This is a genomic window from Pseudoduganella aquatica, from assembly GCF_020865585.1.
In the GTDB taxonomy this organism is placed as follows: domain Bacteria; phylum Pseudomonadota; class Gammaproteobacteria; order Burkholderiales; family Burkholderiaceae_D; genus Rugamonas; species Rugamonas aquatica_A.
This window is the reverse complement of sequence record NZ_CP086370.1, coordinates 5413965-5440261: the sequence shown is the minus strand read 5'-3', so window position 1 is coordinate 5440261 and position 26297 is coordinate 5413965. Positions and strand designations below refer to the sequence as shown.

Annotated in this window: 26 protein-coding genes; 22 read left to right on the top strand and 4 right to left on the bottom strand. The window is 64.2% G+C overall.

What is annotated here, in order from left to right; all coding sequences use genetic code 11:
• Position 1: 1 nt before the first annotated feature.
• Positions 2–469: a universal stress protein gene (locus KT882_RS24290; RefSeq protein WP_161072675.1), complete on the bottom strand. Its 468-nt coding sequence runs from the start codon at positions 467–469 to the stop codon at positions 2–4.
• A gap of 411 nt (positions 470–880) precedes the next feature.
• Here KT882_RS24290 and KT882_RS24285 point away from each other — a divergent pair, with 411 nt between their 5' ends.
• The 18 genes from KT882_RS24285 (at position 881) to KT882_RS24200 (ending at position 22035) form a co-directional block, all read left to right on the top strand.
• Entirely contained in the window at positions 881–1714 is an 834-nt protein-coding gene (locus tag KT882_RS24285; protein ID WP_161072674.1) for a protein phosphatase CheZ, read from the top strand.
• Positions 1714–3603, top strand: coding sequence for a chemotaxis protein CheA (locus KT882_RS24280; RefSeq protein WP_228893508.1), 1890 nt, complete (start codon positions 1714–1716; stop codon positions 3601–3603). The genes KT882_RS24285 and KT882_RS24280 overlap by 1 nt, the downstream gene beginning before the upstream one ends.
• 186 nt (positions 3604–3789) lie before the next feature.
• Positions 3790–5193, top strand: coding sequence for a 3-isopropylmalate dehydratase large subunit (leuC, locus tag KT882_RS24275; RefSeq protein WP_161072744.1), 1404 nt, complete (start codon positions 3790–3792; stop codon positions 5191–5193).
• A gap of 41 nt (positions 5194–5234) precedes the next feature.
• A complete protein-coding gene (locus KT882_RS24270; protein WP_132138349.1) occupies positions 5235–5357 on the top strand; it encodes an entericidin A/B family lipoprotein in 123 nt (40 codons plus the stop codon).
• Between the two features lie 48 nt (positions 5358–5405).
• Entirely contained in the window at positions 5406–6053 is a 648-nt protein-coding gene (gene leuD, locus KT882_RS24265) for a 3-isopropylmalate dehydratase small subunit (protein WP_161072672.1), read from the top strand.
• 9 nt (positions 6054–6062) lie between these two features.
• Positions 6063–7136 (top strand): 3-isopropylmalate dehydrogenase, encoded by a 1074-nt coding sequence (gene leuB / locus KT882_RS24260; RefSeq protein WP_161072671.1) that lies wholly within the window; start codon positions 6063–6065, stop codon positions 7134–7136.
• A gap of 77 nt (positions 7137–7213) precedes the next feature.
• Entirely contained in the window at positions 7214–8341 is a 1128-nt protein-coding gene (gene asd / locus KT882_RS24255; RefSeq protein ID WP_161072670.1) for an aspartate-semialdehyde dehydrogenase, read from the top strand.
• 259 nt (positions 8342–8600) lie between these two features.
• A complete protein-coding gene (locus KT882_RS24250; RefSeq protein WP_228893507.1) occupies positions 8601–11513 on the top strand; it encodes a FimV/HubP family polar landmark protein in 2913 nt (970 codons plus the stop codon).
• Positions 11514–11584: 71 nt separating this feature from the next.
• A complete protein-coding gene (locus KT882_RS24245; RefSeq protein WP_161072668.1) occupies positions 11585–12427 on the top strand; it encodes a tRNA pseudouridine synthase A in 843 nt (280 codons plus the stop codon).
• Between the two features lie 12 nt (positions 12428–12439).
• Positions 12440–13135 carry a phosphoribosylanthranilate isomerase gene (locus tag KT882_RS24240; protein ID WP_161072667.1) on the top strand — a complete coding sequence of 232 codons (696 nt, stop codon included), beginning with the start codon at positions 12440–12442 and terminating at the stop codon, positions 13133–13135.
• On the top strand, positions 13116–14351 hold the full coding sequence (trpB, locus tag KT882_RS24235; protein WP_187358713.1) for a tryptophan synthase subunit beta: 1236 nt from the start codon (positions 13116–13118) through the stop codon (positions 14349–14351). The genes KT882_RS24240 and trpB overlap by 20 nt, the downstream gene beginning before the upstream one ends.
• 46 nt (positions 14352–14397) lie before the next feature.
• Positions 14398–15195: a tryptophan synthase subunit alpha gene (gene trpA / locus KT882_RS24230; protein ID WP_161072665.1), complete on the top strand. Its 798-nt coding sequence runs from the start codon at positions 14398–14400 to the stop codon at positions 15193–15195.
• A gap of 101 nt (positions 15196–15296) precedes the next feature.
• The gene (gene accD / locus KT882_RS24225) at positions 15297–16169 is read left to right on the top strand and encodes an acetyl-CoA carboxylase, carboxyltransferase subunit beta (RefSeq protein WP_161072664.1); all 873 of its coding nucleotides are present in this window, start codon (positions 15297–15299) and stop codon (positions 16167–16169) included.
• A 61-nt stretch (positions 16170–16230) separates the two neighbouring features.
• A complete protein-coding gene (gene folC / locus KT882_RS24220) occupies positions 16231–17520 on the top strand; it encodes a bifunctional tetrahydrofolate synthase/dihydrofolate synthase (protein ID WP_161072663.1) in 1290 nt (429 codons plus the stop codon).
• Positions 17521–17542: 22 nt separating this feature from the next.
• Positions 17543–18658: an SPOR domain-containing protein gene (locus tag KT882_RS24215; RefSeq protein ID WP_161072662.1), complete on the top strand. Its 1116-nt coding sequence runs from the start codon at positions 17543–17545 to the stop codon at positions 18656–18658.
• 27 nt (positions 18659–18685) lie between these two features.
• Entirely contained in the window at positions 18686–19174 is a 489-nt protein-coding gene (locus KT882_RS24210; RefSeq protein ID WP_228893506.1) for a CvpA family protein, read from the top strand.
• A gap of 39 nt (positions 19175–19213) precedes the next feature.
• A complete protein-coding gene (purF, locus tag KT882_RS24205; RefSeq protein WP_228893505.1) occupies positions 19214–20740 on the top strand; it encodes an amidophosphoribosyltransferase in 1527 nt (508 codons plus the stop codon).
• A gap of 50 nt (positions 20741–20790) precedes the next feature.
• The gene (locus KT882_RS24200; RefSeq protein WP_161072659.1) at positions 20791–22035 is read left to right on the top strand and encodes a cystathionine gamma-synthase family protein; all 1245 of its coding nucleotides are present in this window, start codon (positions 20791–20793) and stop codon (positions 22033–22035) included.
• Between the two features lie 94 nt (positions 22036–22129).
• Here KT882_RS24200 and KT882_RS24195 read toward each other — a convergent pair whose 3' ends face one another.
• The 3 genes from KT882_RS24195 to KT882_RS24185 form a co-directional block, all read right to left on the bottom strand.
• Positions 22130–22756 (bottom strand): glutathione S-transferase family protein, encoded by a 627-nt coding sequence (locus KT882_RS24195; RefSeq protein WP_228893504.1) that lies wholly within the window; start codon positions 22754–22756, stop codon positions 22130–22132.
• A gap of 15 nt (positions 22757–22771) precedes the next feature.
• Entirely contained in the window at positions 22772–23428 is a 657-nt protein-coding gene (gene lexA / locus KT882_RS24190) for a transcriptional repressor LexA (RefSeq protein WP_161072657.1), read from the bottom strand.
• A gap of 98 nt (positions 23429–23526) precedes the next feature.
• Positions 23527–24567 carry an RpnC/YadD family protein gene (locus KT882_RS24185; RefSeq protein ID WP_228893503.1) on the bottom strand — a complete coding sequence of 347 codons (1041 nt, stop codon included), beginning with the start codon at positions 24565–24567 and terminating at the stop codon, positions 23527–23529.
• Positions 24568–24730: 163 nt separating this feature from the next.
• Between KT882_RS24185 and rpsF the strand changes: the two genes are divergently transcribed.
• From rpsF to rplI, 4 genes are read left to right on the top strand one after another with little or no spacing between them, the layout of a single operon-like run.
• Complete coding sequence (gene rpsF, locus KT882_RS24180) at positions 24731–25108, top strand: 30S ribosomal protein S6 (protein ID WP_056394461.1); 378 nt, start codon at positions 24731–24733, stop codon at positions 25106–25108.
• Positions 25109–25139: 31 nt separating this feature from the next.
• Positions 25140–25442: a primosomal replication protein N gene (gene priB / locus KT882_RS24175; RefSeq protein ID WP_161072743.1), complete on the top strand. Its 303-nt coding sequence runs from the start codon at positions 25140–25142 to the stop codon at positions 25440–25442.
• A 1-nt stretch (position 25443) separates the two neighbouring features.
• Positions 25444–25734: a 30S ribosomal protein S18 gene (gene rpsR / locus KT882_RS24170; RefSeq protein WP_008450941.1), complete on the top strand. Its 291-nt coding sequence runs from the start codon at positions 25444–25446 to the stop codon at positions 25732–25734.
• A 33-nt stretch (positions 25735–25767) separates the two neighbouring features.
• On the top strand, positions 25768–26220 hold the full coding sequence (rplI, locus tag KT882_RS24165; RefSeq protein ID WP_161072656.1) for a 50S ribosomal protein L9: 453 nt from the start codon (positions 25768–25770) through the stop codon (positions 26218–26220).
• Positions 26221–26297: the final 77 nt, after the last annotated feature.

Below are 26297 nucleotides of genomic sequence, written 5' to 3'. Positions count from 1 at the left end.
CTCAGTCCGGCAGGGGTTCTTTCAGCAGGCGGTGCACCAGCACCGGCAGCCTGGAGTGGGACAGCACCTTGTTGGTGACGCTGCCCAGCAGCAGCTGGCCCCAGCCGCTGCGGCCGTGCGAGCCCATGAAGATCAGGTCGCAGCCCTGCTGCGCCGCCACATCGACGATCTTCAGCGCCGTGCTTTCGGCGAACGCGGTCAGGCCCTGGCATTCCAGGCCCTTCTTGCGGCACGAGTCCAGGATGGGCTGCACATGCTCGGCGCCGGCGCGCTGCATGGCGGCGCGGTATTCCTCCTCGCTGGGATAGCTGGGCGGAATGATTTCAACGTAGATGGGGTATTGGTATTCCGGCGCCACGAACAGGGCCAGCACTTCGGCCCCCATTTGCTGGGCGAACGATACGCCGGCGCAGGCGGTCATCTTGGAGACGGCCGAGCCATCGGTGGTGATCAGGATTTTGCGGTACATATGCAGCTCCTTGTCTATGAAAATCCGCTACGCTATCGGGGGCCATACTTTATTGTAGCCGCGATTTCGTCCATTATTAGGATGGAAAGACTTGATATTTATCAAGAAACACCGGAAACGCCGTGTCCAATACCAGCCATGTCCTGGACGATTTTTTTGCCGCATCGCGGTATTTGTTCCTCTGAGGCACCCCGAGGTGCCCCTGGCGATGTTAGTATCTCCAAATACAACAGAAAACTCCGTTTACGCCATGCCACAGGGTGGGGCAAGCGCCTTTCCAGCGCCGGTGATTGAACAACCGGCCAGCGCCCTGCTACACTCGCGTAAGCGGTATGAATATTGCCGGGCGTCATCACGCGAAGCGCCGGGGCGAGCAGCATAGCATTTTGACAAATTAGGAGAAGCAGGGATATGACCAACGCCGCTGATGATTTCGACGCACTATTTGATGAAGTGTCCGCGCAACGCGCTACAGAACCGGCACCCGCACCTGCACCCGCTGCGCCTGCCCCATCCGCCGAGGATGATCTGGAAAGCCTGTTCGACGAAGTCTCCGCCTCCCGTCCGGCCGCTGCCGCTCCCGCAGCTCCGGCAGCAGCCCCGGCCGCTCCGGCCGCCGACGCTGCCGCCGGCGAGCACCATGGCGACGGCAATCCGATGTTTGAACGCCTGGGCGGCATCGTGCGCCTGCTGCACGATTCGCTGCGCGAACTGGGCTACGACAAGGCGCTGACGGAAGCGTCGGCCCAGATCGGCGACGCCCAGGACCGCCTGGAATACGTGGCCACGCTGACCGAACAGGCAGCCAACAAGGTGCTCAACACCCTGGACGACGGCATGCCGGCCCAGGACGTGCTGTCCAAGCAGTCCAAGGCCATGGAAGACCGCTGGGCCGCCCTGTTCGCGGGCAAGCTCAGCCTGGACGAATTCAAGACACTGGCCGGCGACTCGCGCGCCTTCGCGCAAGCGGTGTCGGCCGCGACCGAGGCGGAAAAAGCCCGCCTGCTGGAAATCATGATGGCCCAGGACTTCCAGGACATCACCGGCCAGCTGATCAAGAAAGTGGTCGGCATCACCAAGACGGTGGAATCGGAATTGGCGCAGCTGTTGAAAGACAACGCGCCGACCGAGGTGCGCGAGAAGATTGCGCAGAAAGAGGTGTCGCTGATGTCCGGCCCATCCGCACCGACGGTGGCGCTGAACCAGGACAGTGTCGATGACCTGCTTGCCGATCTGGGATTCTAATGGACGATATGCTCAAGGAGTTCGTCGTCGAGGCGATGGACCTGGCTGTAAATGTTGAAGAAAACCTGTTGCGCCTCGAACGCGACCCGGAAAACAAGGAAACGCTGAACGCGGTGTTCCGCGCCTTCCACACCATCAAGGGCGGCGCCGGCTTCATGAGCCTGGGCGCCCTGGTGTCGGCCTGCCACCTGACGGAAAACCTGTTCGACGCGCTGCGCACCGGCGCCGCGCCGGTCACGCCGATCGCCATCGAGGCGGCGCTGATGGCGTCCGGCTTCGTGGCCGACCAGCTGACCGAACTGAACAACGGCGGCGCGCCGGAAGACCTGCCGGCCATGCCGGGCGAGCTGGAAGCCATCCTGAAGGACGCGATCGAAGGCAAGGGCAACGCACCGGCCAAGGCCGCGCCCGCCCCAGCGCCCGCCGCTGCCGCCCCGGTTGCCGCCGTAGCGGCCGCGCCGGTTGCCGTTGCCGCCGCCGCGCCTGCTGCGGCCTCGGCTGACGGCCTGGACTGGGAAGGCATGTATATCTCCGTGGTACCGGAAGGCACGTACACGCGCAGCGCCGCCGCGCCGGCCGCTGCTGCGCCGGCCGTGTCCGAAGGCGTGGCTGCCGCCATCGCCGCCGCCGACGTCGCGCCCGCCGCCCCGGCTGCGGCCCGCGCCCGTCCGGAGCGCGACGACGCCAAGGTGCACGCCGCGCCGGCCAAGGAAGAAAGCATCCGTATCGACGCCGTCAAGCTCGACGCGCTGCTGGAAGTGGCCGGCGAATCGGTGCAGGCCGCCAACCAGGCCGCCGTGCTGCTGGAGCGTCTGCAGCAATTCAAATTCGAAGGCCAGGCCGCCAGCCTGATGTCGGCGCTGACCGAGACGCTGGAACGCGCCTCGCGCTACTCGACCGAGCTGCAGCGCGCCACGCTGGCCACCCGCATGCAGCCGGTGGGCCGCTTGTTCCAGAAATTCCCGCGCCTGGTGCGCGAGCTGGCCAAAGACCTGGGCAAGGAAGTCGAGCTGACCATCGAAGGCGCGGAGACCGAAGTCGACCGCGTGGTGGTGGACAGCCTGTACGATCCGCTGGTGCACATGCTGCGCAACGCGCTGGACCACGGCGTGGAATCGCCGGACGTGCGCGTGGCCGCCGGCAAGCCGTCCAAGGCCTATATCTCGCTCAAGGCATGGCAGGAAGCCAACAGCGTCATGATCGTTCTGCAGGACGACGGCAAGGGCATGGACCCGATCGCGCTGCGCAAGAAAGCGGCGGAAAAGGGCTTGATCTCGCCATCTGCTAACATGACGGACGACGAATCGTACCAGCTGGTGTTCCTGCCGGGCTTTTCGACCAAGGAAGTCGCTTCCAGCGTGTCCGGCCGCGGCGTGGGCATGGACGTGGTGAAGACAGCCGTGGAGAAGAACCGCGGCGCCATCCACATCGAATCGGCGCTGGGCAAGGGCACCAAGTTCGCCATCCGCCTGCCGATCGAGCTGTCCATCGTGCCGACCATGCTGGTCTCGACCTCGGGCGCGCTGCTGGCGCTGCCGATGGCCGTGGTGCAGCGCGTGGTCGAACTGCCGGAAGAGTTCATGGAAGTGGGCGGCGCGCCGGTGCTGAAGGACCAGGGCCGTCCGCTGCCGGTACGCACGCTGGCCGGCGCGCTGGGCTACGCGCCCGCGTCGGAACGCGTGGGCATCGTGGTCAACGCGCCGCAGCCCTACATCCTGGCCGTGGAAGCGGTCGATGGCACGGCCGACCTGGTGATCAAACCGATGACTGCGATTTCCGTCGAAGGCATTACCGGCACCGCGCGTTCCGCCGAGGGCGCGCTAGTGCTAGTGGTGGGCCTATCGTTCCTGATGGACGGATGCAGGGGTAGTGTGCGCATGGCGGCTTAAAACCCGCCGGCAGCAAGAAAACACAAAAGCCTGCGAGATCCGCAGGCTTTTTTTTCAAAGGGCGTCATACAAGGTGGATCGGAACCTGAAGCCGCATCGGCTCACGAGGCGGACAGACGGGCTTGGTTTTGCATTGCACAAATATGGCATAATCAAAGTGAAATTCTCACACGGGCAGTAGCAGCAATCATGAAGACGCTTTACGACAAACTCTGGGAATCCCATGTGGTGCGCACCGAAGAAGACGGTACGTCCATCCTGTATATCGACCGCCACCTGGTGCACGAAGTCACCAGCCCGCAGGCATTCGACGGCCTGCGCGCCGCCAACCGCCAGCCGTGGCGCATTTCCGCCAACCTGGCGGTGGCCGACCACAACGTGCCGACCACCGACCGTTCGCACGGCATCGCCGACCCCACCTCGCGCCTGCAGGTGGAAACGCTGGACGCCAACACGAAATCGGTCGGCATGACCTATTTCAACATGAACGACAAGCGCCAGGGCATCGTACACGTGATCGGGCCGGAGCAGGGCGCCACCCTGCCGGGCATGACGGTGGTCTGCGGCGACTCGCACACCTCCACCCACGGCGCTTTCGGCGCGCTGGCGCACGGCATCGGCACCTCGGAAGTGGAGCATGTGCTGGCCACCCAGACCCTGCTGCAGAAGAAATCCAAGGCCATGCTGGTGCAGGTCGACGGCGCGCTGCCGGCCGGCGTGACCTCCAAGGACATCGTGCTGGCCATTATCGGCAAGATCGGCACCGCCGGCGGCAACGGCTACGCGATTGAGTTCGGCGGCTCCACCATCCGCGCCCTGTCCATGGAAGGCCGCATGACGGTCTGCAATATGGCGATCGAAGCGGGCGCGCGCGCCGGTATGGTCGCCGTGGACGACACCACCATCAACTACGTCAAGGGCCGCCCGTTCTCGCCCGTCGGCCCGCACTGGGACCGCGCGGTGGAATACTGGCGCACCCTGCATTCGGACGCCGGCGCGAAATTCGACCTGGTGGTCACGCTGGACGCCGCGCAGATCAAGCCGCAAGTGACCTGGGGCACCTCGCCCGAGCAAGTCGTTTCCATCGACGGCCGCGTGCCGGACCCGGACCTGGAAAAAGACGCCGTCAAGCGCGACGCCATGGAAAAAGCCCTGGTGTACATGAACCTCAAGCCCAACACGGCCATCGAGGACATCCGCATCGACAAGGTCTTCATCGGCTCCTGCACCAATTCCCGCATCGAGGACTTGCGCGCCGCCGCCGCCGTGGTGCGCGGCAAGCAGCGCGCCTCCAACGTCAAGCTGGCGCTGGTGGTGCCGGGTTCCGGCCTGGTGAAAGAGCAAGCCGAGCGCGAAGGCCTGGACACCATCTTCCGCGACGCCGGCTTCGAATGGCGCGAGCCTGGCTGCTCCATGTGCCTGGCCATGAACGCCGACCGCCTGGAACCGGGCGAGCGCTGCGCGTCGACCTCCAACCGCAATTTCGAAGGCCGCCAGGGCCAGGGCGGACGCACCCACCTGGTGTCGCCCGCGATGGCTGCGGCAGCCGGTATCGCCGGCCATTTTGTCGATGTGCGCAAAGTCCACTGAGCCACTGATTTAACCTTTTTTTAAAATACGAGAGTCCCACCATGAAAACGCTGACCACCCTGATCCTTGCCACCCTCGTCCTGACCGGCTGCAACACCATTTCCGGCATCGGCAGGGACGTACAAAAGGCCGGCCAGGTCGTGACGAGCGCCGGCGGGAAATAACAGCAATGCACCCGGCCCCGGGCCGGACTGCACATCGCAGAAAACATCATGGAAAAATTTACGATCTACGAAGGACTGGTGGCCCCGCTTGACCGCGCCAATGTCGACACCGACGCCATCATCCCGAAGCAATTCCTGAAGTCCATCCACCGCACCGGCTTCGGCCCCAACCTGTTCGACGAGTGGCGCTACCTGGACCACGGCGAACCCGGCATGGACAACAGCAAGCGTCCGCTGAACCCGGACTTCGTGCTCAACCAGCCGCGCTACCAGGGCGCCTCCATCCTGCTGGCGCGCAAGAACTTCGGCTGCGGCTCTTCGCGCGAGCACGCGCCGTGGGCGCTGGACCAGTACGGCTTCCGCGCCATCATCGCGCCCAGCTTCGCCGACATCTTTTTCAACAATAGCTACAAAAGCGGCTTGCTGCCCATCGTATTGAGCGAGCAACAGATCGATCATCTGTTCAATGAAGTCAAGGCCTTCCCCGGTTATCGCCTGGTGGTGGATCTTGAACAGCAGCGTATCTCCACCAGCAACGGCAGCGTCTCCTACCCCTTCGAGATCGACGCCTTCCGCAAATACTGCCTGATGAACGGACTCGACGATATCGGCCTGACGCTGCGCCACGCAGACAGCATCCGCGCCTTCGAAGAGCGTCATCTGGCGACCCAGCCCTGGCTGGCCAACGTCATTTAAGAACCCACCATGAAAATTGCAATCCTCCCGGGCGACGGCATCGGCCCGGAAATCGTGGCGCAGGCAGTCAAGGTACTGAATGTGCTGGACGAGAAATTCGAACTGGAAACCGCGCCCGTGGGCGGCGCCGGCTACGCCGCGCACGGCCACCCGCTGCCGGAAGGCACGCTGGCGCTGGCCAAGGCGGCCGACGCGGTGCTGTTCGGCGCCGTCGGCGACTACCAGTACGACGGCCTGGAACGCGCACTGCGCCCGGAGCAGGCCATCCTCGGCCTGCGCAAGACCCTGGGCCTGTTCGCCAACCTGCGCCCGGCCATCCTGTACCCTGAACTGGCCGGCGCTTCGACGCTGAAGCCGGAAGTGGTGTCCGGCCTGGACATCCTCATCATCCGCGAACTGACCGGCGACATCTACTTCGGCCAGCCGCGCGGCGTGCGCGAGTGCCCGGACGGCCCCTTCAAGGGCCAGCGCGAAGGCTTTGACACCATGCGCTACGCCGAAGGCGAAATCCGCCGCATCGCCCACGTGGCCTTCCAGGCAGCGCAGAAGCGCGACAAGCGCCTGACCAGCGTGGACAAGGCCAATGTGCTGGAGACCTTCCAGTTCTGGAAAGACGTCGTCATCGACGTCCACAAGGAATACCCGGACGTGACGCTGGAACATATGTACGTCGACAACGCCGCCATGCAGCTGGTGCGCGCGCCGAAGAAGTTCGACGTCATCGTCACCGGCAATATGTTCGGCGACATCCTGTCGGACGCGGCCGCCATGCTGACCGGTTCGATCGGCATGCTGCCGTCGGCCTCGCTGGACGCCAACAACAAGGGCCTGTATGAGCCGTCGCATGGTTCCGCGCCGGACATCGCAGGCAAGGGCATCGCCAATCCGCTGGCGACCATCCTGTCCGCAGCCATGATGCTGCGCTTCTCGCTGAACCGCCCCGAGCAGGCGGACCGCATCGAGAACGCCGTCAAGAAGGTGTTGTCGCAAGGCTTGCGCACCGTGGACATCTATGAAGCCGGCACCACGAAGGTCGGCACGGAACAAATGGGCGATGCCGTCGTGGCAGCGCTGGCACAATAAGCAAAGGGCTGGGGTCAGACCCCTAGGGGGCTGACCCCGGGGTCTGCTGCTGGTTTAAACAATCAAGGGATAGCAAAATGAAACTCGTAGGTCTGGTAGGTTGGCGCGGCATGGTCGGTTCGGTCCTGATGCAGCGCATGCAGGAAGAGGGCGACTTCGCCCACATCGAGCCGGTGTTCTTCACCACCTCGAACACCGGCGGCAAAGCGCCGGCCATGGCGAAGAATGAAACCGTGCTGAAGGACGCCACCAATATCGACGAACTGAAGCGCTGCGAGATCATCATCTCCTGCCAGGGCGGCGACTACACCTCGGAAGTGTTCCCGAAACTGCGCGCCGCAGGCTGGAACGGCTACTGGATCGACGCGGCCTCCACGCTGCGCATGGAAAAAGACGCCGTCATCGTGCTGGACCCGGTCAACCTGAACGTCATCAAGGACGCCATGGCCAAGGGCGTGAAGAACTTCGTCGGCGGCAACTGCACCGTGTCCTGCATGCTGATGGGCCTGGGCGGCCTGTTCAAGCACGACCTGGTGGAATGGATGACCTCCATGACCTACCAGGCGGCCTCGGGCGGCGGCGCGCAGCACATGCGCGAACTGCTGACCCAGTTCGGCACCATCAACGCCGCCGTGCGTCCGCTGCTGGACAATCCGGCCTCGGCCATCCTGGAAATCGACCGCCAGGTGCTGGCCACCCAGCACGGCTACTCGCCGGACGAGATCAAGCAGTTCGGCGCCCCGCTGGCCGGCAACCTGATCCCGTGGATCGACAAGGACCTGGGCAACGGCCAGTCGAAAGAAGAGTGGAAGGGCGGCGCCGAGACCAACAAGATCCTGGGCCGCGGCCTGGACTTCGGCACGGCGGCGATTCCGGTGGACGGCCTGTGCGTGCGCATCGGCGCCATGCGCTGCCACTCGCAGGCGCTGACCATCAAGCTGAAGAAGGACGTGCCGCTGGACGAAGTGAACGACATCATCGCCAGCGACAACCAGTGGGTGAAGTTCGTGCCGAACACGCGCGAAGCGTCGGTGCGCGACCTGTCGCCGGCCGCCGTCACCGGCAGCCTGACCATCCCGGTGGGCCGCGTGCGCAAGATGAGCATGGGCGGCGAATACCTGTCCGCGTTCACCGTGGGCGACCAGCTGCTGTGGGGCGCGGCCGAACCGCTGCGCCGCATGCTGCGCATCGTGCTCGACAAATAAGAGCAAAGGCAAAATCAGGGGGCAGACCGAATGGGTCTGACCCCAGCCTTCAAAAGGCCGATTTCATAGGGAAATCGGCCTTTTTTTTAAGCATCAAACTTTGAATTCAGCACAGAGGTGACAGAAGGCGCGGCAAAGCTTGCATGCTCCTTTGCATGGTGATATGTTGGTATATCTCGGAAAGCAACTTTTCCGCTCAATCACACACGCCATCGACACTATGCATGTAAATCGCCCCCCCAAGACCGTTACGTTCGCGTTGAAAACACTCGCCAGTGCTGTCGCCTGTGCGGTGCTGCTGTCCCCGGCAGCCAACGCAGCCGGCTTGGGCAAGCTCACGGTGCTGTCGTCGCTGGGCCAGCCGCTGCGCGCGGAAATCGAGCTGACCGCCGTCAGCGCCGACGAAGCGTCCGGCCTGTCGGCCAAGCTGGCCCCGGCGGATGCCTTCCGCCTGGCCAATATCGATTTCAATCCGGCCCTGCTGTCGCTGCGCTTCGACGTGGACCAGCGCAATGGCCGCCAGTTCATCCGTGTCAGCTCCACGCAGCCGGTGAACGAGCCCTTCGTGGACATGCTGCTGGAGCTGAGCTGGACCGGCGGCCGCCTGGTGCGCGAATACACCTTCCTGCTCGATCCGGCCGAACTGCGCAGCACCCAGTCGGCGCAGGTCGCCGCGCCGGTGGACGTGCCGTCGCGCGCCGCCGCCCCTGCTGCAGCCCCGGCCGCATCCACGCCGTCGCCGGCCGCCCTGGCCGCGGCAGCGCGCGCGCAGGCCCAGGCCCAGCCGCAGGCGCCCGCCGCGCCCCGCGCCGCTCCTGCACCGGCCCCGCGCGCAGCCGCCGGCGACGACGCCAAGGAATACCACGTCAAACCGGGCGACACGCTGGGCCGCATCGCCTCGCGCCTGAAACCGGCCGACGTATCGCTGGACATGATGCTGGTGGCGCTGTACCGCGCCAACCCGGAAGCCTTCGTGGGCAACAATATGAACCGCCTGAAATCGGGTCAGATCCTGGCGGTGCCCGATTCGGACGCCATCAAGGGCGGCGCCGCCGAGGGTGAAGCGCACGGCGTGGTGATTGCCCATGCGGCCGACTTCAACGCCTACCGCAGCAAGCTGGCCGGGCAGGTGTCGTCCAGCACGCCGGCCAAGGCGCCGGAAAGCAGCCAGAGCGCGGCCGGCAAGATCACCGCCAAGGTCGAGGAACGCCCGACCGCCGTCACGGAATCGAAAGACCAGCTCAAGCTGTCCAAAGCGGCCGGCGCGGCGGCGGCGGGCAAGACTGCGGTGGCCGGCGAGGAAGACAAAATCGCCCGCGAAAAGCAGGTGGGCGAGGCCAATGCCCGCGTGAAGGAACTGGAAAAGAACGTCGCCGACCTGGAAAAGCTGATGGCGGTGAAGAACAAGACCATGGCCGAGAAGCAGCAGGCGGCCAGCGCGCCGGCTGCATCGGCTGCGGCCTCCGCAGCGGCTTCGGTCGCCTCGGCTCCGGCGCCCGCCCCCAAGCCGAAAGCCAAACCGCCGGTGGTGGCGCCCGTCGCCCAGCCCGGCGTGATGGACATCATCATGGACAACATCCAGGCCATCGGCATTGCGCTGGCGGCCTTGCTGGGCGGCGCCGGTTTCCTGCTGGCGCGCCGCCGCAAGCAGGAACAGACCGCCTCTATCCTGCCCAAACCGGAAATCAGCGTGCTGGGCGATCCCGGCGCGCAAGCCCAGCCGCTGATCGCCGAGACCGGCGGCCAGAGCGTGGACACCAGCAACAGCGTCTTCAACTCCAATTTCGCCCCATCGGCCAGCCAGCTCGATACCAATGAGGTCGATCCGGTTGCAGAAGCGGACGTCTACATCGCCTACGGCCGCGACGCGCAAGCCGAAGAGATCCTGAAGGAAGCGCTGCGCACCCATCCGGAACGCCACGCGGTGCGCCTGAAGCTGATGGAAATCTTCGCCAACCGCAAGGACGTGCGCTCCTTCGAGATGCAGGCCAGCGAACTGTACGCGCTGACCAAGGGCGAGGGCGAGGACTGGGCGCAGGCAGCGCTGCTGGGCCAGGCGATTGATCCGCAAAATCCGCTGTACGCGAATGCCGGCTCGGCAGCTGGATTCGGCGCCGCTGCAGCCGCCGGCGCAGGCGCTGCGGCAGGGTATGCCGCAGCCGATAATGCCGCCATGGATGACTTCGCCAGCATGTTTGCCGAACCGCCCGCCGCCGAAGCCACGCAAGCGCCGTCGGCCGCCGATTTCAGCGGCCTGGATCTCGATCTGAGCCTGGACGCCGCGCCGGCCGCCTCCCCGGCTCCAGCCGACTTCGCCGCTGCGCCCCAAGCCGACAGCAATCTGATGGACTTCGACCTGGACCGCGACGCCACCGCGCTGCCGTCCTTCGACGAGCCGGCCGCCACCACGCCGCCGGCGCCCACCCCGGCCTCGGTGGCTGCGGCAGCCGACGCCGACCACTTCCTGGACTTCGACCTGGGCGGCCTGAGCTTCGAGCCGGTGGCCGCAGCCCCCGCGCCGGCGATTGAAATGCCGGCGCCTGCGGACGACGAGCCCGTCATCGTGGCCGAGGCCAGCGCACCGGCGGCCGATGCCGCCGTCGAGCCGTTCGACTTCGCCTTCGACCTGGATCCGCCGGCCAAGGCCGAACCCGCTCCTGCGCAGGAAGCCGCCCCGGCCTCCCTGTCGGCCAATGATTTCAGCATGGACTTCGGCCTGGACCTGCCAGCCTCGGCAGCCGAGCCCACCGCCGCGCCCGCCGCGCAGCCCGATCCGCTGGCCGAGCTGGACATGATGGACTTCAAGCTGCCGGACGAGCCGGCAGCGCCGGCACCGGCGCCGGCCAGCGCCGAACTGTCGATGGACGACTTCGACATCCCCGGCATGGCCGAGGCTGCCCCGGTCCCGGCCGCAGCCCCGGCCGCGCCCGAGTTCGACCTGTCCGGCATCGACCTGGACCTGCTGGGCAGCGCCGCCGCCAAGACGCCTGCGCTGGGCGACGAAGAAATGTCGGCCCTGCACATGGAAATGGACACCAAGCTGGACCTGGCGATCGCCTACCAGGAAATCGGCGACAAGGAGGGCGCGCGCGAGCTGCTCGACGAGGTGATCCGCGGCGGCAGCGACGACCAGGTGTCCCGCGCCAGCTCCATGCGCGCCTTGCTCGGCTAAGGCCGCCGGGCCAGCCGCCCCTGGCCTCGGCGGGTATAATGCGCCGAGGCACACTACAGACAGAGCAGCAATTGAAACGCATCGCATTAGGAGTCCAGTACGACGGCACAGCCTGGCAAGGCTACCAGACCCAACCCTGCGGCAACACCGTGCAGGACCAGCTGGAGAAGGCGATGCAGCGTTTCGCCACCGTGCCGCTGGCCACCACCTGCGCCGGCCGCACCGACGCCGGCGTGCACGCGCTGGGCCAGGTGGTCCATTTCGACACCGAACTGAACCGCGAAATGCACGCCTGGGTGCGTGGTATCAACGCCTTCCTGCCGGAGTCCATCGGCGTGCGCTGGGCCAAGGAGCTGCACGAGGTGGTGCCCTACGACCCCGCAGCGGCAGAAGGCAATCCGCCGCTGCACACCGCTCAGGACTTCCACGCCCGCTTCAGCGCCCGTTCCCGCACTTACCATTACCTCTTGCACAACCACCAGGTGCGCTCGCCGCTGCTGGCCGGCCGCGCCGGCTTCACGCACCGCCCGCTGGACGTGGAACGCATGCGCGCCGCCGTGCCCGCGCTGATCGGCGAGCACGACTTCACCACCTTCCGCGCCGCGCACTGCCAGGCCAAGACCCCGGTCAAGCAGATGCACGAGATCCGCATCGAACGCCATGGCGACCTGATCGTGTTTACCTTGCGCGCCAGCGCCTTCCTGCACCACATGGTGCGCAACCTGGTGGGCTCGCTGGTCTACATCGGCGCCGGGCGCGAGGAGCCGGAATGGCTGGGCCGGCTGCTGGCCATGAAGGACCGTTCCAAGGCCGCGCCCACCTTCATGCCGGACGGCCTCTACCTGGCCGACATCGAATACGACGACAAGTGGGGCCTGCCGCAAGAGAGCGCGCGCCCGCTGCCATGGTTTTAAAAGGATAAGCGCATGCACCGCACCCGCATCAAGATCTGCGGCCTGACCCGCGAAGAAGACCTGGCCGCCGTGGTGGCCGCCGGCGCGGACGCCGCCGGTTTCGTGTTCTACGACAAAAGCCCGCGCTACGTCACGCCGCAGCGCGCCGCCGAGCTGATGGCGGGCCTGCCGCCCTTCGTCACCGCCACCGGCCTGTTCGTCAACGCCACGCCGGAGCAGGTGGCCGAGACCGTGCGCATCGCCCCGGTGGGCCTGCTGCAATTCCACGGCGACGAGACCGCCGAACAGTGCGCGGCCGCCGCCGAACTGGCAAACCGCCCCTATTTGCGGGTATTTCGCGTCAAACCCGACACGTCGCCGGACGATTTGCTAGAATACGAAACACAATGCCGTGCATCCAGCAGGCTGTTTTCGGGCCTCTTGCTCGATACCTGGGTGGATGCCTACGGCGGCGCAGGAAAGGTTTTCGATTGGTCACTCGTTCCAAAAGATCTCGCGCATCGGGCCGTTTTGAGTGGTGGCTTGAGCGTACTCAACGCGACTGGCGCGGTGGCTCAGCTACGCCCCTACGCGGTTGACATCAGCAGTGGTGTCGAAGCGTCCAAGGGCATAAAAGACGCCCACAAGATCGCCGCCTTCGTGCGCGCGGTCCGTGCGGCCGATGCCACCATTGAGAGAGATCCGCACCATGAAAGACCAAGTAGCTAACGCGCTGTTCCACGCCTCCGACTACCATCTGCCGGACGCCAAGGGCCATTTCGGCCCCTACGGCGGCGCCTTCGCCGCCGAAACCCTGACCTTTGCGCTGGCCGAGCTGAACGCCGCCTACGAGCACTACAGCAAAGACCCCATCTTCCTGGACGAGTTCCGCTACGAGCTGAAGCACTTCGTCGGCCGTCCGTCGCCCATCTACCACGCCAAGCGCTGGTCCGGGCAGGCCGGCGGCGCGCAGATCTACTTCAAGCGCGAAGACCTGAACCACACCGGCGCGCACAAGATCAACAACGTGATCGGCCAGGCTTTGCTGGCGCGCCGCATGGGCAAGAAGCGCATCATCGCCGAGACCGGCGCCGGCCAGCACGGCGTGGCCACGGCCACCATCTGCGCCCGTTTCGGGCTGGAGTGCGTGGTCTACATGGGCAGCGAGGACGTCAAGCGCCAGGCGCAGAATGTGTACCGCATGAAGCTGCTGGGCGCCACCGTGGTGCCGGTGGAGTCAGGCTCCAAGACCCTGAAGGACGCGCTCAACGAAGCCATGCGCGACTGGGTCACCAATATTGAAAACACCTTCTACATCATCGGCACCGTAGCCGGCCCGCACCCGTATCCGATGCTGGTGCGCGATTTCCAGTCGGTGATCGGCGAGGAGTGCCTGGTGCAGATGCCGGAAATGACCGGCCGCCAGCCGGACTACGTGGTGGCCTGCATAGGCGGCGGCTCCAACGCCATGGGCATTTTCTATCCGTATATCGACCAGAAGCAGGTGCAGCTGGTGGGCGTGGAGGCGGCGGGCGAGGGCCTGGACAGCGGCAAGCACGCGGCCTCGCTGACCAAGGGCTATCCGGGGGTATTGCACGGCAACCGCACTTATCTGCTGCAGGATGACAACGGCCAGATCATCGAAACGCACTCGGTCTCGGCCGGCCTGGACTATCCGGGCGTGGGGCCGGAACATGCCTACCTGAAGGACAGCGGACGCGCGCAGTACGTGTCCATCACGGACGAGGAAGCGCTGCAGGCCTTCCACGATTGCTGCCACATCGAGGGCATCATTCCCGCGCTGGAATCGTCGCACGCGCTGGCCTACGCGGCCAAGCTGGCGGCCACGCTGCCGAAGGACAAGATCGTGCTGGCCAACCTGTCGGGCCGTGGTGACAAGGACATGCATACAGTAGCGGAGCGCATGGGCTTGAAATTCGGGTAATCCCGGTTTCGTCCCATCCACGCCCACTACTGATAAGGAAATGAATATGTCCCGTATTGCACCAACTTTCGCCGCCCTGAAAGAACAGAAAAAAACCGCCCTGGTCACCTTTATCACCGCAGGCGACCCCGGCCCCGATGAAACCGTTCCGCTGATGCACGCCATGGTGGCGGGCGGCGCCGACATCCTGGAACTCGGCGTGCCGTTTTCCGACCCCATGGCCGAAGGCCCTGTCATCCAGCGCGCCTGCGAGCGCGCGCTGGTGTTCGGCGTCGGCATCCGCGACTGCTTCGAGTATGTGCGCGAGTTCCGCAAAACCAACCAGACCACGCCGGTGGTGCTGATGGGCTACGCCAATCCCATCGAGCGCATCGGCCAGCAAGCCTTTATCGCCAACTCGCTGGAGGCGGGCGCGGACGGCGCCATCGTGGTGGACTATCCGCCCGAAGAGTGCGAGGAATTCGCCGCGCAGATGCGCGCGGCGGGCCTGGACCTGATCTTCCTGCTGGCGCCCACCTCGACCGAGGAGCGCATTGCCCAGGTGGCCAAGGTGGGCGGCGGCTTCAGCTACTACGTGTCGCTGAAAGGCGTGACCGGCGCCGGCAATATCGACACCGTGGAAGTGGCCGAACGCCTGAAGGCTATCCGCAAGCACGTGCAGCTGCCGATCGGCGTGGGCTTCGGCATCCGCGACGGCGCCACCGCCCGGGCCGTGGCCGAAGTGGCGGACGCGGTGGTGATCGGCAGCCGCATTATCCAGGAGATCGAGAACGCGCCAAAAGGCGCTGCGCCGGCCGCCGTGCAGGCCTTTGTTTCGGGCATCCGCAGCGCGCTGGACGCCTGAAAATCTCACGATCGTGCGGAAAGTTGTCCTGGTGTAAAGTTCGACAGTGGCGGCTAAAACAGCTACACTGCCGCCACTGAATTGTGCATTAGGAGAAATTTATGAGCTGGTTGGAAAAATTGCTGCCACCGCGCATCCAGCGTTCCGAAGCTGCCGCACGCAAGACCATGCCTGAAGGCCTGTGGGTCAAATGCCCATCGTGCGAGGCAGTGCTGTACCGTACCGATCTGGAATCGAACCTGCACGTTTGCCCCAAGTGCGACCACCACATGCGCATCCGCGCGCGCGAGCGCCTGGACGGCCTGCTGGACGCCGGCGGCCGTTATGAAATCGGCCAGGAAGCCCTGCCGGTCGACACGCTGAAGTTCAAGGATAGCAAGAAATACCCGGACCGCCTGAAGCAGGCCATGGAAGCCACCGGCGAGACCGATGCGCTGATCGTCATGGGCGGTGCCATCATGAGCCTGCCGGTTGTGGTGGCGTGTTTCGAGTTCGAATTCATGGGCGGCTCCATGGGCTCCGTGGTGGGCGAGCGCTTTGCGCGCGGCGCCCAGGTGGCGCTGGAGCAGAAAGTGCCGTTCATTTGCATCACCGCCACCGGCGGCGCGCGCATGCAGGAAGGCCTGCTGTCGCTGATGCAGATGGCCAAGACCACTTCCATGCTGACCAAGCTGTCCGAGAAGAAGCTGCCGTTCATCTCGGTGCTGACCGATCCGACCATGGGCGGCGTGTCCGCCTCCTTCGCCTTCATGGGCGACGTGGTGATCGCTGAACCGAAGGCGCTGATCGGCTTCGCCGGCCCGCGCGTGATCGAGAACACGGTGCGCGAAAAGCTGCCGGAAGGCTTCCAGCGCGCCGAGTTCCTGGTGCAAAAAGGCGCCGTCGACATGATCGTCGACCGCCGCAAGATGCGCGAAGAAATCGCCCGCCTGCTGGCGCTGTTGCAAAGCCAGGCCGTCGAAGTGCTGGCCTAAGAAACACCCGGGGCAGGGTCCAGCGGACCCGGCCCCACCTCCCGCCTGGAATACCTCCCCGATGTCTACTCTCCCGACTACTTTGCCCGCCTGGCTGGCGCTGATCGAATCGCGCCACGCTGTCACTGAAATCAATATGGGCCTGGACCGCGTGCGCGCGGTCAAGGAGCGCATGGCGCTGGCCTTCAGCTGTCCGGTCATCATGGTGGCCGGCACCAACGGCAAGGGGTCGACCTGCGCCATGCTGGAGTCCATCCTGCTGCGCGCGGGCTACAAGGTGGGCTTGTACATCAAGCCGCACTTCCTGGATTTCAACGAGCGTGCCCGGGTCAACGGCGATCTGGCCAGCGACGAGGCCCTGGTGGCCAGCTTCAATGTGGTGGAGGCCGCGCGCGGCGACACCATGCTGACGTATTTCGAGTTCACCACGCTGGCCATCATGCATCTGATGGCCAACTCGGGGCTGGACGTGGCGATACTGGAAGTGGGCCTGGGCGGCCGCCTTGACGCGGTGAACGTGATCGATGCGGACGTGTCCATCGTCACCAGCGTGGATATCGACCATACCGACTACCTGGGCGATAACCGCGAGCAGATCGGCTATGAGAAGGCCGGCATTTTCCGCTCCGGCAAGCCAGCGATCTGCAGCGACCCGGTGCCGCCGAAGTCGCTGATCGATTACGCCGAGGGCATAGGCGCGGACCTGTGGCTGATGGGCCGCGATTTCAATTACTCGGGCGACAAGCAGCAGTGGAACTACGGCGGCCGCAGCCAGCGCCGCAACTCGCTGGCTTACCCCAGCCTGCGCGGCGCCAACCAGCTGCTGAACGCGTCGGCCGTCCTGGCCGCGCTGGAGGCGCTCAAGCTCGAGCTGCCGGTGGGCGCGCAGGAAGTGCGCACCGGCCTGGTGACGGTGGAGCTGCCGGGCCGCTTCCAGGTGCTGCCGGGCCGCCCGACCGTCATCCTGGACGTGGCGCACAATCCGCACGCCGCTTCCGCGCTGAACCAGAACCTGGGCAATATGGGCTACCACCCGTACACCTTCGCCGTGTTCGGTTCGATGCACGACAAGGATATCGACGGCGTGATCAAGGCCATGTCCGAGCATGTGGACCACTGGTGCCTGGCCACGCTGCCGTCGCCGCGTTCGGCTTCGGGCTCGGAACTGGCCGCCAAGGTGCAGCTGATCCAGGAAGACCGGCCCGAGCGCACCGTGAACATATTCGACGATCCGGCACAAGCTTTTGCAAATGCGATGAGCCGTGCCAGCGAGAATGATAGAATTGTGGTCTTCGGATCGTTCCTGACCGTTGCCGGCGTCATGGCAGCGCGAAAATCCGCACTTCACTGACATCACCGACTGAAAACCACGCATGGGCTTGTTCTCGAAACTCAGCAAAAACAAGCAGGAAGCCGCTAGCCAGGATAGCGGCTATTACACCAGCGCAGCCGACAGCTCCGCGCTGGAACTGGCCAAATCCAAGCGTGCCAGCGCAGCCGACCGCGACGGCGGCGCGCGCCGCACCCGCGCGCGCGACGCCGCTCCGGATCCGGTCTTGCCTGAAAAGAAACGCGCGCGCCGCCGCCTGGTAGGCGCGATCGCGCTGGCGCTGGCCGTCGCGGTGGGCCTGCCCATGCTGCTGGACTCCGAGCCCAAGCCGCTGGCGTCCGATATCGCCATCCAGATTCCATCCAAGGACAAGCCGGCCGACGCCGCGCCAGCCGCCGCCGTTCCCGCGTCGCGCGTGGACGCGGCCGATGCGCTCGACAAGAGCGAGGAAATTGTCAAGGATGCACCGGCCGCCCACGCGCCCGCCGCCAAGCCGGCTGCCGTGGCGACGCCCGCCGCGCCGATTGCTGCGCCGGTGCTTGCTCCCGCCATCGCCCCCGTCCTGGCCGCTGCGCCGCAAGCCGCCGAAGCGAAACCGCATGCCGACGCGGCCAAGCCGGCCAAGGACAGCGTCAAGGAAAGCCTGAAGGAAAGCAGCCGCGCCGCCGAGGCCAAGCTGGAGGCCGACGCGAAGGCCAAGGCGGAAGCCAAAGCCAAGGCCAAGGCCGAGGAAATCCGGCACGCCAAGGCGGAGGCCGACGCCAAGGCGGAAGCGGACGCCAGGGCGGAAGCCAAGGCCAAGCTGGACGCCAAGCGCGCCGCCGAGGCCAAGCTGGCCGAGAGCAAGCACGCCAAGCCGGAGACCGAAGCCAAGCCGAAGTCCGAGGACGCCGCGCGCGCCATGGCCATCCTGGAAGACAAGCCCTCGGACACCAAGTACCTGGTGCAGGTGGCCGCCGTGGCCACGCAGGAAAAAGTGGACGAGTTGCAGAGCAAGCTCAAGGAAGCGGGCATCAAATCCTTTACGCAGAAGGTGACCACGGCCAGCGGCGCCCTGACCCGCATCCGCGTGGGGCCGTTCCCGAACAAGGAAGAAGCCGAAAAAGTGCGCGCCAAGCTGAGCAAGATCGGCCTGAGCAGCAGCCTGGCCACTTCCTGACCGACATGACCGCAGGGCTGCGCTGACGTGACGCTATTCGATTACCTGGTGATATTCGTGCTGATCGCCTCCGTTGTCATCAGCACCATGCGCGGCCTGGTCAAGGAAATGATTTCATTGGCCAGCTGGATCGTGGCTTTCGTGGTGGCCAACGCCTACGGCGCGCAGCTGGCGCAGATGCTGCCGGCGATGGTGCCGGGCGAGGTGGTGCGCCTGATCCTGGCCTTTATCGTACTGTTCATCGGCGTGCGCATCTTGATGGGACTGCTGGGCATGGCGGTCGATGCGCTGATCAAGGCGGGCGGCCTGAGCCTGGCGGACCGGGGCCTGGGCGGCCTGTTCGGCCTGGGGCGGGGCCTTGTAATCGTGCTGGCCGCAGTCATATTGTGCGGGATGACCACGATACCGCAGCAGGATTTCTGGAAGAACGCGCTATTGAGTCCGCTCGCGGAGACCGGTGCGCGCACCGTGAAACCATTCCTGCCCGCTGCCTTTGCGCAGCATGTGCAATTTTAGAATTCTTTAAATCCGTAGTACCAGTCCAGGAGCACTACCATGTGTGGCATCGTCGGCGTCGTATCCCATCAACCCGTCAATCAAATGCTGTATGACGCCTTGCTGCTGCTGCAGCATCGCGGCCAGGACGCAGCGGGCATCGCGACCAATCACAGCAGCATGTTTTCCATGCACAAGGCCAACGGCCTGGTGCGCGACGTCTTCCGCACGCGCAATATGCGTTCGCTGCAAGGCACCACCGGCATCGGCCACTGCCGCTATCCTACCGCCGGCTCGTCCAGCGAAGAGGAAGCGCAGCCGTTCTACGTCAACGCGCCGTTCGGCATCACGCTGGCGCACAACGGTAACCTCACCAACTGGGAACAGTTGAAAGAGGAAATGTTCAAGAACGACCGCCGCCACATCAACACGGACTCCGACTCGGAAGTGCTGCTGAACGTGCTGGCGCATGAAATCCAGACCGCCACCACCGGCCTGAACCTGGACCCGGACGCAATTTTCAAGGCCGTCACCGTGCTGCACCGCCGCGTCAAGGGCGGCTACGCCGCCGTGGCGCAAATCGCCGGCGTGGGCCTGCTGGCCTTCCGCGACCCGAACGGCATCCGTCCGCTGTGCCTGGGCATCAACGAAACGCCGGAAGGCACCGAGTACCTGATCGCCTCCGAATCGGTGGCGCTGGAAGGCATGGGCTTCCGCTTCGTGCGCGACGTGGAACCGGGCGAAGCCATCTTCATCGACGCCGACAAGAAGCTGCACGCGCGCCAGTGCGCCGACAACCCGCAGCTCAATCCCTGCGTGTTCGAATTCGTCTACCTGGCCCGTCCGGATTCCGTCATCGACGGCGCCTCGGTGTACGCCACCCGTTTGAAAATGGGCGAGTACCTGGCCGACAAGATCAAGCGCGAAATCCCGGACGGCGAAATCGACGTGGTCATGCCGATTCCCGACTCGTCGCGTCCGGCCGCCATCCAGCTGGCGCTGCGCCTGGGCGTGGAATACCGCGAAGGCTTTATCAAGAACCGCTACATCGGCCGCACCTTCATCATGCCGGGCCAGGCCGCGCGCAAGAAGTCCGTGCGCCAGAAGCTGAACGCGATTCCGCACGAATTCAAGGGCAAGAACGTGCTGCTGGTGGACGACTCCATCGTGCGCGGCACCACCTCGCGCGAGATCGTGCAGATGGCGCGCGACTCCGGCGCCAAGAAGGTGATCTTCGCTTCCGCCGCGCCGCCGGTGATCTACCCTAACGTGTACGGTATCGACATGCCGACGCGCGACGAGCTGATCGCCTATGGCCGCACGACGGAAGAAGTGTGCAAGGAAATCACGGCCGACTACCTGGTGTACCAGGACATCGACGCGCTGAAGCAGTCCATCACCGACGTCAATCCCAAGCTGACCAAGTTCGAGGCGTCGTGCTTCGACGGCATCTACGTGACCGGCGACGTGTCGCCCGACTACCTGGACAAGCTGGAATACAACCGCCACCATCCGAAAAAGCCGGCGGCCGCGGAGGATGCGGGCCGGACGCAGCTGAATTTGAACGCGGCCACCACCGAAGGGTGATGTCCCAGCCCGGCCGCCAAGCGCGCCGGGCTTTTTTTTGACTTGAGATCATGACAGAAAAGAAAAATTACGGTTTCACCACCACCATCCTGCACAACGACCGCCAGAAGGGCATCGAGCACGGTTCGCTGCACAAGCCGGTGCACACCTCGGTGGCCTTCGGCTACGGCGACGCGCGCCAGCTGGCCTCGGTATTCCAGGGCAAGGAGCCGGGCTTCCGCTACGGCCGCCAGGGCAATCCCACCGTGTCCGCGCTGGAAGACAAAGTGAACAAGATGGAGCAGGGCGTGGCCACCTTGTGCTTCGCCACCGGCATGGGCGCCATCGGCGCCGTGTTCCAGGCGCTGCTGCGCGCAGGCGACCATGTGGTCTCGTCGTCCTTCCTGTTCGGTAACACCAACTCGCTGTGGCAGACGGTGGCGGGGCAGGGCGTGGCGGTTGATTTCGTGGATGCGACCGACGTGGACTATGTGGCTGCGGCCATTCAGCCGAACACCCGCATCGTCTTCGTCGAGACCATCGCCAATCCGCGCACGCAGGTGGCGGACCTGAAGCGCATCGGCGAGCTGTGCAAGGAGCGCGGCATCCTCTACATCGTGGACAACACCATGACCACGCCCTACCTGTTCCAGCCGAAGACGGTGGGCGCGGGCCTGGTGATCAATGCGCTGACCAAGTCGATCGGCGGCCACGGCAACGCGCTGGGCGGCAGCCTGACCGACACCGGCGCCTACGACTGGACGCAGTTCCCGAATATTTTCGAGAACTACAAGAAGGCGGCGCCGGCGCAGTGGGGCATCACGCAGATCCGCGCCAAGGGCTTGCGCGACTTCGGCGCCTCGCTGGGACCGGAAGCGGCGCACCACATCGCCGTGGGCGCGGAGACGCTGGCGCTGCGCATGGAGCGCACCTGCGCCAACGCCAAGGCGCTGGCCGAGTTGCTGGAAGCGGACGAGCGCGTGGCGGCGGTGTACTACCCGGGTCTTCAGTCGCACCCGCAGTACGCCATTGCCTCGGCACTGTTCCGCGCGCACGGTTCGCTGCTGAGCTTTGAGCTGAAGGACGGCATCGACTGCTTCGATTTCCTGAACCGACTGAGGCTGGCGATTCCGGCCTCCAACCTGGGCGATACGCGCACGCTGATCATTCCGGTGGCGCACACCATTTTCTACGAGATGGGTGCGGAACGCCGCGCGTCGATGGGCATCGCGGAGTCGCTGATACGCGTGTCCGTCGGCATCGAGGATACGGCCGATTTGCTGGAAGATTTCAGCTGCGCGCTGGAGGCCTGCTAAGGCGGCGGGTTACGGTGCTGCGCACCTAGCCCGCCCTACGTTGCGGGGCTGGACTGGTAGGACGGGTTAGGCGGAACGCCGTAACCCGCCATGCTTACCAGGGCTGCGCGCCTTCCATCTGATAAGGATGGCGCCAGCCGGGCAGGGCCGCGATGCGGTCCAGCCAGGCCTGTACGCGCGGCGGGTAGTTCACATTGGCCTGTTCGGGCCAGTACAAATAACCGCAGATGGAAAAGTCCGCCATGCTGACGCTGTCATCGAGCAGGAAGGCGCGGCCGTCGGCCAGTTCATTGTCCAGGCGCTCGATGTCCGCGTTGAAACGGTTGCGGAACCAGGGCAGCACGGTGCCTGCGTAAGCCTCGGGATCGAACTTCTGGCCGTAGCGCAGGTGCGCCATGGAGAAACCGATGCGGTTCGCTTCCCAGAACAGCCACTCGCGCACGCGCTCCAGGCGCTGCTGCGTTTCACCGCCGTAGGCTTTCAGATGTTCCGCCAGGTGCAGCAGGATGGCGTTGGACTGCACATAGGCGCGGTCCCCATGCACCAGCAGCGGCACCTCGCCATATTTGGCCAGGCTGCGGAAAGGCTCGGGGCGCGCGGCGCGCTCCAGGCGCAGATCGATTTCCTCGTACTCATGCGGCACGCCGGCCACTTCCATGGCCAGCTTGACCTTGTAGCTGTGGCCGGACTCGCAATTGCCGTAAAGCTTGAAGCTCGCCATGCTGCCGTCCGCCGGTTAATGCCAGCTGCGGAGCAGGCCGACCGCCAGGCCTTCCAGTGCGAACTCCTCCGCTTCCGGATCAACGGTGATCACTTTGAAATCCGGGTTTTCAGGGAACAGTTCGACGGTCGAACCGGTCTTCTTGTAGCGCTTGACCGTGACTTCGTTGCCGATGCGGGCCACCACGATCTGGCCGTTCTTGGCGCTGTCCACCTTTTTGACGGCCAGCAGGTCGCCGTCCATGATGCCGATGTCGCGCATCGACTCGCCGCGCACTTTCAGCAGGTAGTCGGGCTTGGCTGAGAACAGGGAAGGGTCTACGCTGTAGCTGGTTTCCAGGTTTTCCTGGGCCAGGATGGGCGAGCCGGCGGCCACGCGGCCGATCAGCGGCAGCGACATCATATTGGATGCGGCGGCAGCGGCGGCGTGCGCCAGTTTGGTGGCGGCCGATTCGGCGTGCGCACCCAGCAGGCGAATGCCGCGCGAGGTGCCGGCGGCGATCTCGATGGCGCCCTTGCGCGCCAGGGCCTGCAGGTGTTCCTCGGCGGCGTTGGCCGATTTGAAGCCCAGCTCGTTGGCGATTTCGGCGCGGGTGGGAGGGAAGCCGGTATTGTCGATGGCATCCTTGATCAGATTGAGAATTTGTTCCTGGCGTGCGGTGAGCTTGATCATGGTGCGTTAGCTCTGAGAGCTGTGGATATAGACAGACTGTATTTTTGTACAGTGCGCGAGCTAATGCAAGGGATTTTGTTGATATGTGCGAAATATTTTCATGCAATCGGCCCGATGACCTCCTCCAGCGAGCCTGCCTGCAGTATTTTGTCTTCCCAAGTATTCAATTCTTCCGGTTTGGCGTGGGAGATGCGCAGTTCGGCACTGGCGGAAAGTGGCCCGAAACGCAGCTGCAGCAGCTTGCGCACCACGGCGCGCCGGCCTTCCTCGCGGCCTTCCTCCCGACCCTCCTGCAAACCCACCTCCCGACCCTCCTGCAAACCCACCTCCCGGCCTTCCTGCAAACCCACTTCTCTGCCTTCCTCCAAGCCTTCTTTGCGGGCCCGGTCTTTGGCCATGCGTATCATAAGGTTCTCGAACGGCATTTCCTTGCTCCTGTTGAGTTCGTCAATCCGCACGGCCAGCTGGTCTTGCAAGTCGCCGGGGATCTTCATCATCCAGTCTAGTACATTGAAAAGATCGAGTATGCGTTGCGGGTCCCAATGCCGCGCATACATTAATGAGGTCAGCATTGCCTTGGATTCGAAGCGTTTCCTGGGCTCGTGGCGGGTGCGCAGCGTCATCAGGTGGGCGGCGGTCAGCAGGGCGAAAGCGTTGTTGCTGGCCAGTAGCCGGTCCAGATGCGGCCAGAAGTCCAGCAATTTGACTGTGGGGAAATATATGGCGGCTTCGCAGCCGAACAGTTCGCATTGGAAGCAGTCCGGCCGCCAAGAGGGGGACGGGTCGGCCAGTACCACCAGCGTCGCGATCGGGCAGCGGAAACGGTCGTAGAGGCGGTAGTAGTAGGTAAAGATGCGTTCGGCGAAGTCTTTTTCCCTGGCGCGCTGGATCGCCAGGTGCAGGTAGAGCAGCCTGGCATCGCCGTCCTTGCCGGTGACGCGCACCAGTTTGTCTATCCTGCGCTTGCCGAGCCTGGCGTCGCGCACCACCTGGGCCAGCTCCTGGTCAAGGAAGCTGTAATCCCGGCGCCAGTCGATGGCGTCATGGACGCGCGGGAAGAAGAACGCCATGAATTCGCGGAAATACGCCATCACGGCGTTTTTCCAGGGCGTGTCGTAGTCGTCGGTGGCTGGGCTCATGGGGTCAGCATGCCTGTCGCCGGGGCTGCCGGCCTTGCGCAAGCGCAAGCTGGGCGGCTGCTTGATTTTTCAGCGGAAAGGCGCTATAGTCGCGGGCTTACCTCTTCCCACACCCGTCTTGACGCCGGGGTGGGCTATATTCACAGTCCTTAAGGGAGTTTTCATGCGTCACTATGAAATCGTATTTATCGTCCATCCGGACCAAAGCGAGCAAGTGCCCGCGATGATCGAACGTTACAAAGCCAGCGTGACCTCGCGCGGCGGTAATGTACATCGCGTGGAAGATTGGGGCCGCCGTCAAATGGCTTACTCGATCCAGAAACTGGCTAAAGCACACTACATCTGCATGAACATCGAGTGCGACAACGAGACCCTGGTCGAGCTGGAAACCGCATTCAAATTCAATGATGCTGTTCTGCGTCACCTGACCGTGAAAATGAAGAAAGCGGAAACCGCTCCTTCGCCGATGATGAAATCGGTACAACGTGAAGACGCGGCCAAGAGCCATCGCGCCGAAGCCCAAGCAGCTGCAGCGGCCTAAGGGTCAAGTTTTTCATTGACCAGGAACTGAACTGAACCAGCTACAGGTAAACGCCCTCATCACCGAACGGGACACCATCAGGTACACCCCCGCCGGCATGCCGATCGTGACTGCAGTCTTGCAGCACAGCTCGCAGCAGATGGAGGCAGGCATCGCCCGTTTGACCGAATTCGAGATCCCCGCCCTGGCGGCAGGCGATCTGGCAAAACGGTTCAACGACGCGCCCCTGGGCGGCATTTATCAGTTCACAGGATTCCTGGCCAAGAAAAACCGCAATAGCAGAAGCCTGGTGTTTCACATCATTGATTTTAGTTTATTAGATACAGGAGCCTAAAATGGCATTCGGTAAAAAGTTCGACAAAAACAAGCTCAAGCTGAAAGAAAAGCGCAAGCAACAGAATCCTCTGTTCAAACGTAAGAAGTTCTGCCGCTTCACCGCCGCAAACGTAGAGCAAGTGGACTACAAAGACGTAGACACGCTGAAAGATTTCGTCCAGGAAAACGGCAAGATCATGCCAGCACGCCTGACCGGCACCAAGGCGCACTACCAGCGCCAAGTTGACACCGCAATCAAGCGCGCTCGTTATCTGGCCCTGCTGCCGTACACCGATCTGCACCACGCTTAATTAGCGCCGTCAGATTAGAAACTGGAGAGAACTATGCAAATCATTCTGTTGGAAAAAGTTGTTAACGTCGGCAACCTGGGCGACGTGGTTAAGGTCAAGGACGGCTACGCACGTAACTTCCTGATCCCGCAAAAGCTGGCCCGCCGCGCCACCACCGCCGCTGTTGCTGAATTCGAAGCAAAGCGCGCTGAACTGGAAAAAGCTGCCGCCATCAAGCTGGCCGCTGCCCAAGCCCAAGGCGAGAAACTGAACGGCATGACCGTGACCGTTTCGCAAAAAGCTGGTGTTGACGGCCGTCTGTTCGGTTCCGTGACCAACTTCGACATCGCTGAAGCCCTGACCAAAGCTGGTTTCGCTGTTGAAAAGGCTGCCGTGCGCATGCCTAACGGCCCGCTGAAAGTCACCGGCGAACACGCCGTGTCGGTATCGCTGCACACCGACGTCGTGGTTGACGTGACCGTTGCTGTGGTTGGCGAAGCTGCCTAAGTTTTTGTTGTAGAGAAATCTACGGCGAGACTGTTGTACATGTAAAAAAGCCGGGCTTGCCCGGCTTTTTTATTTTT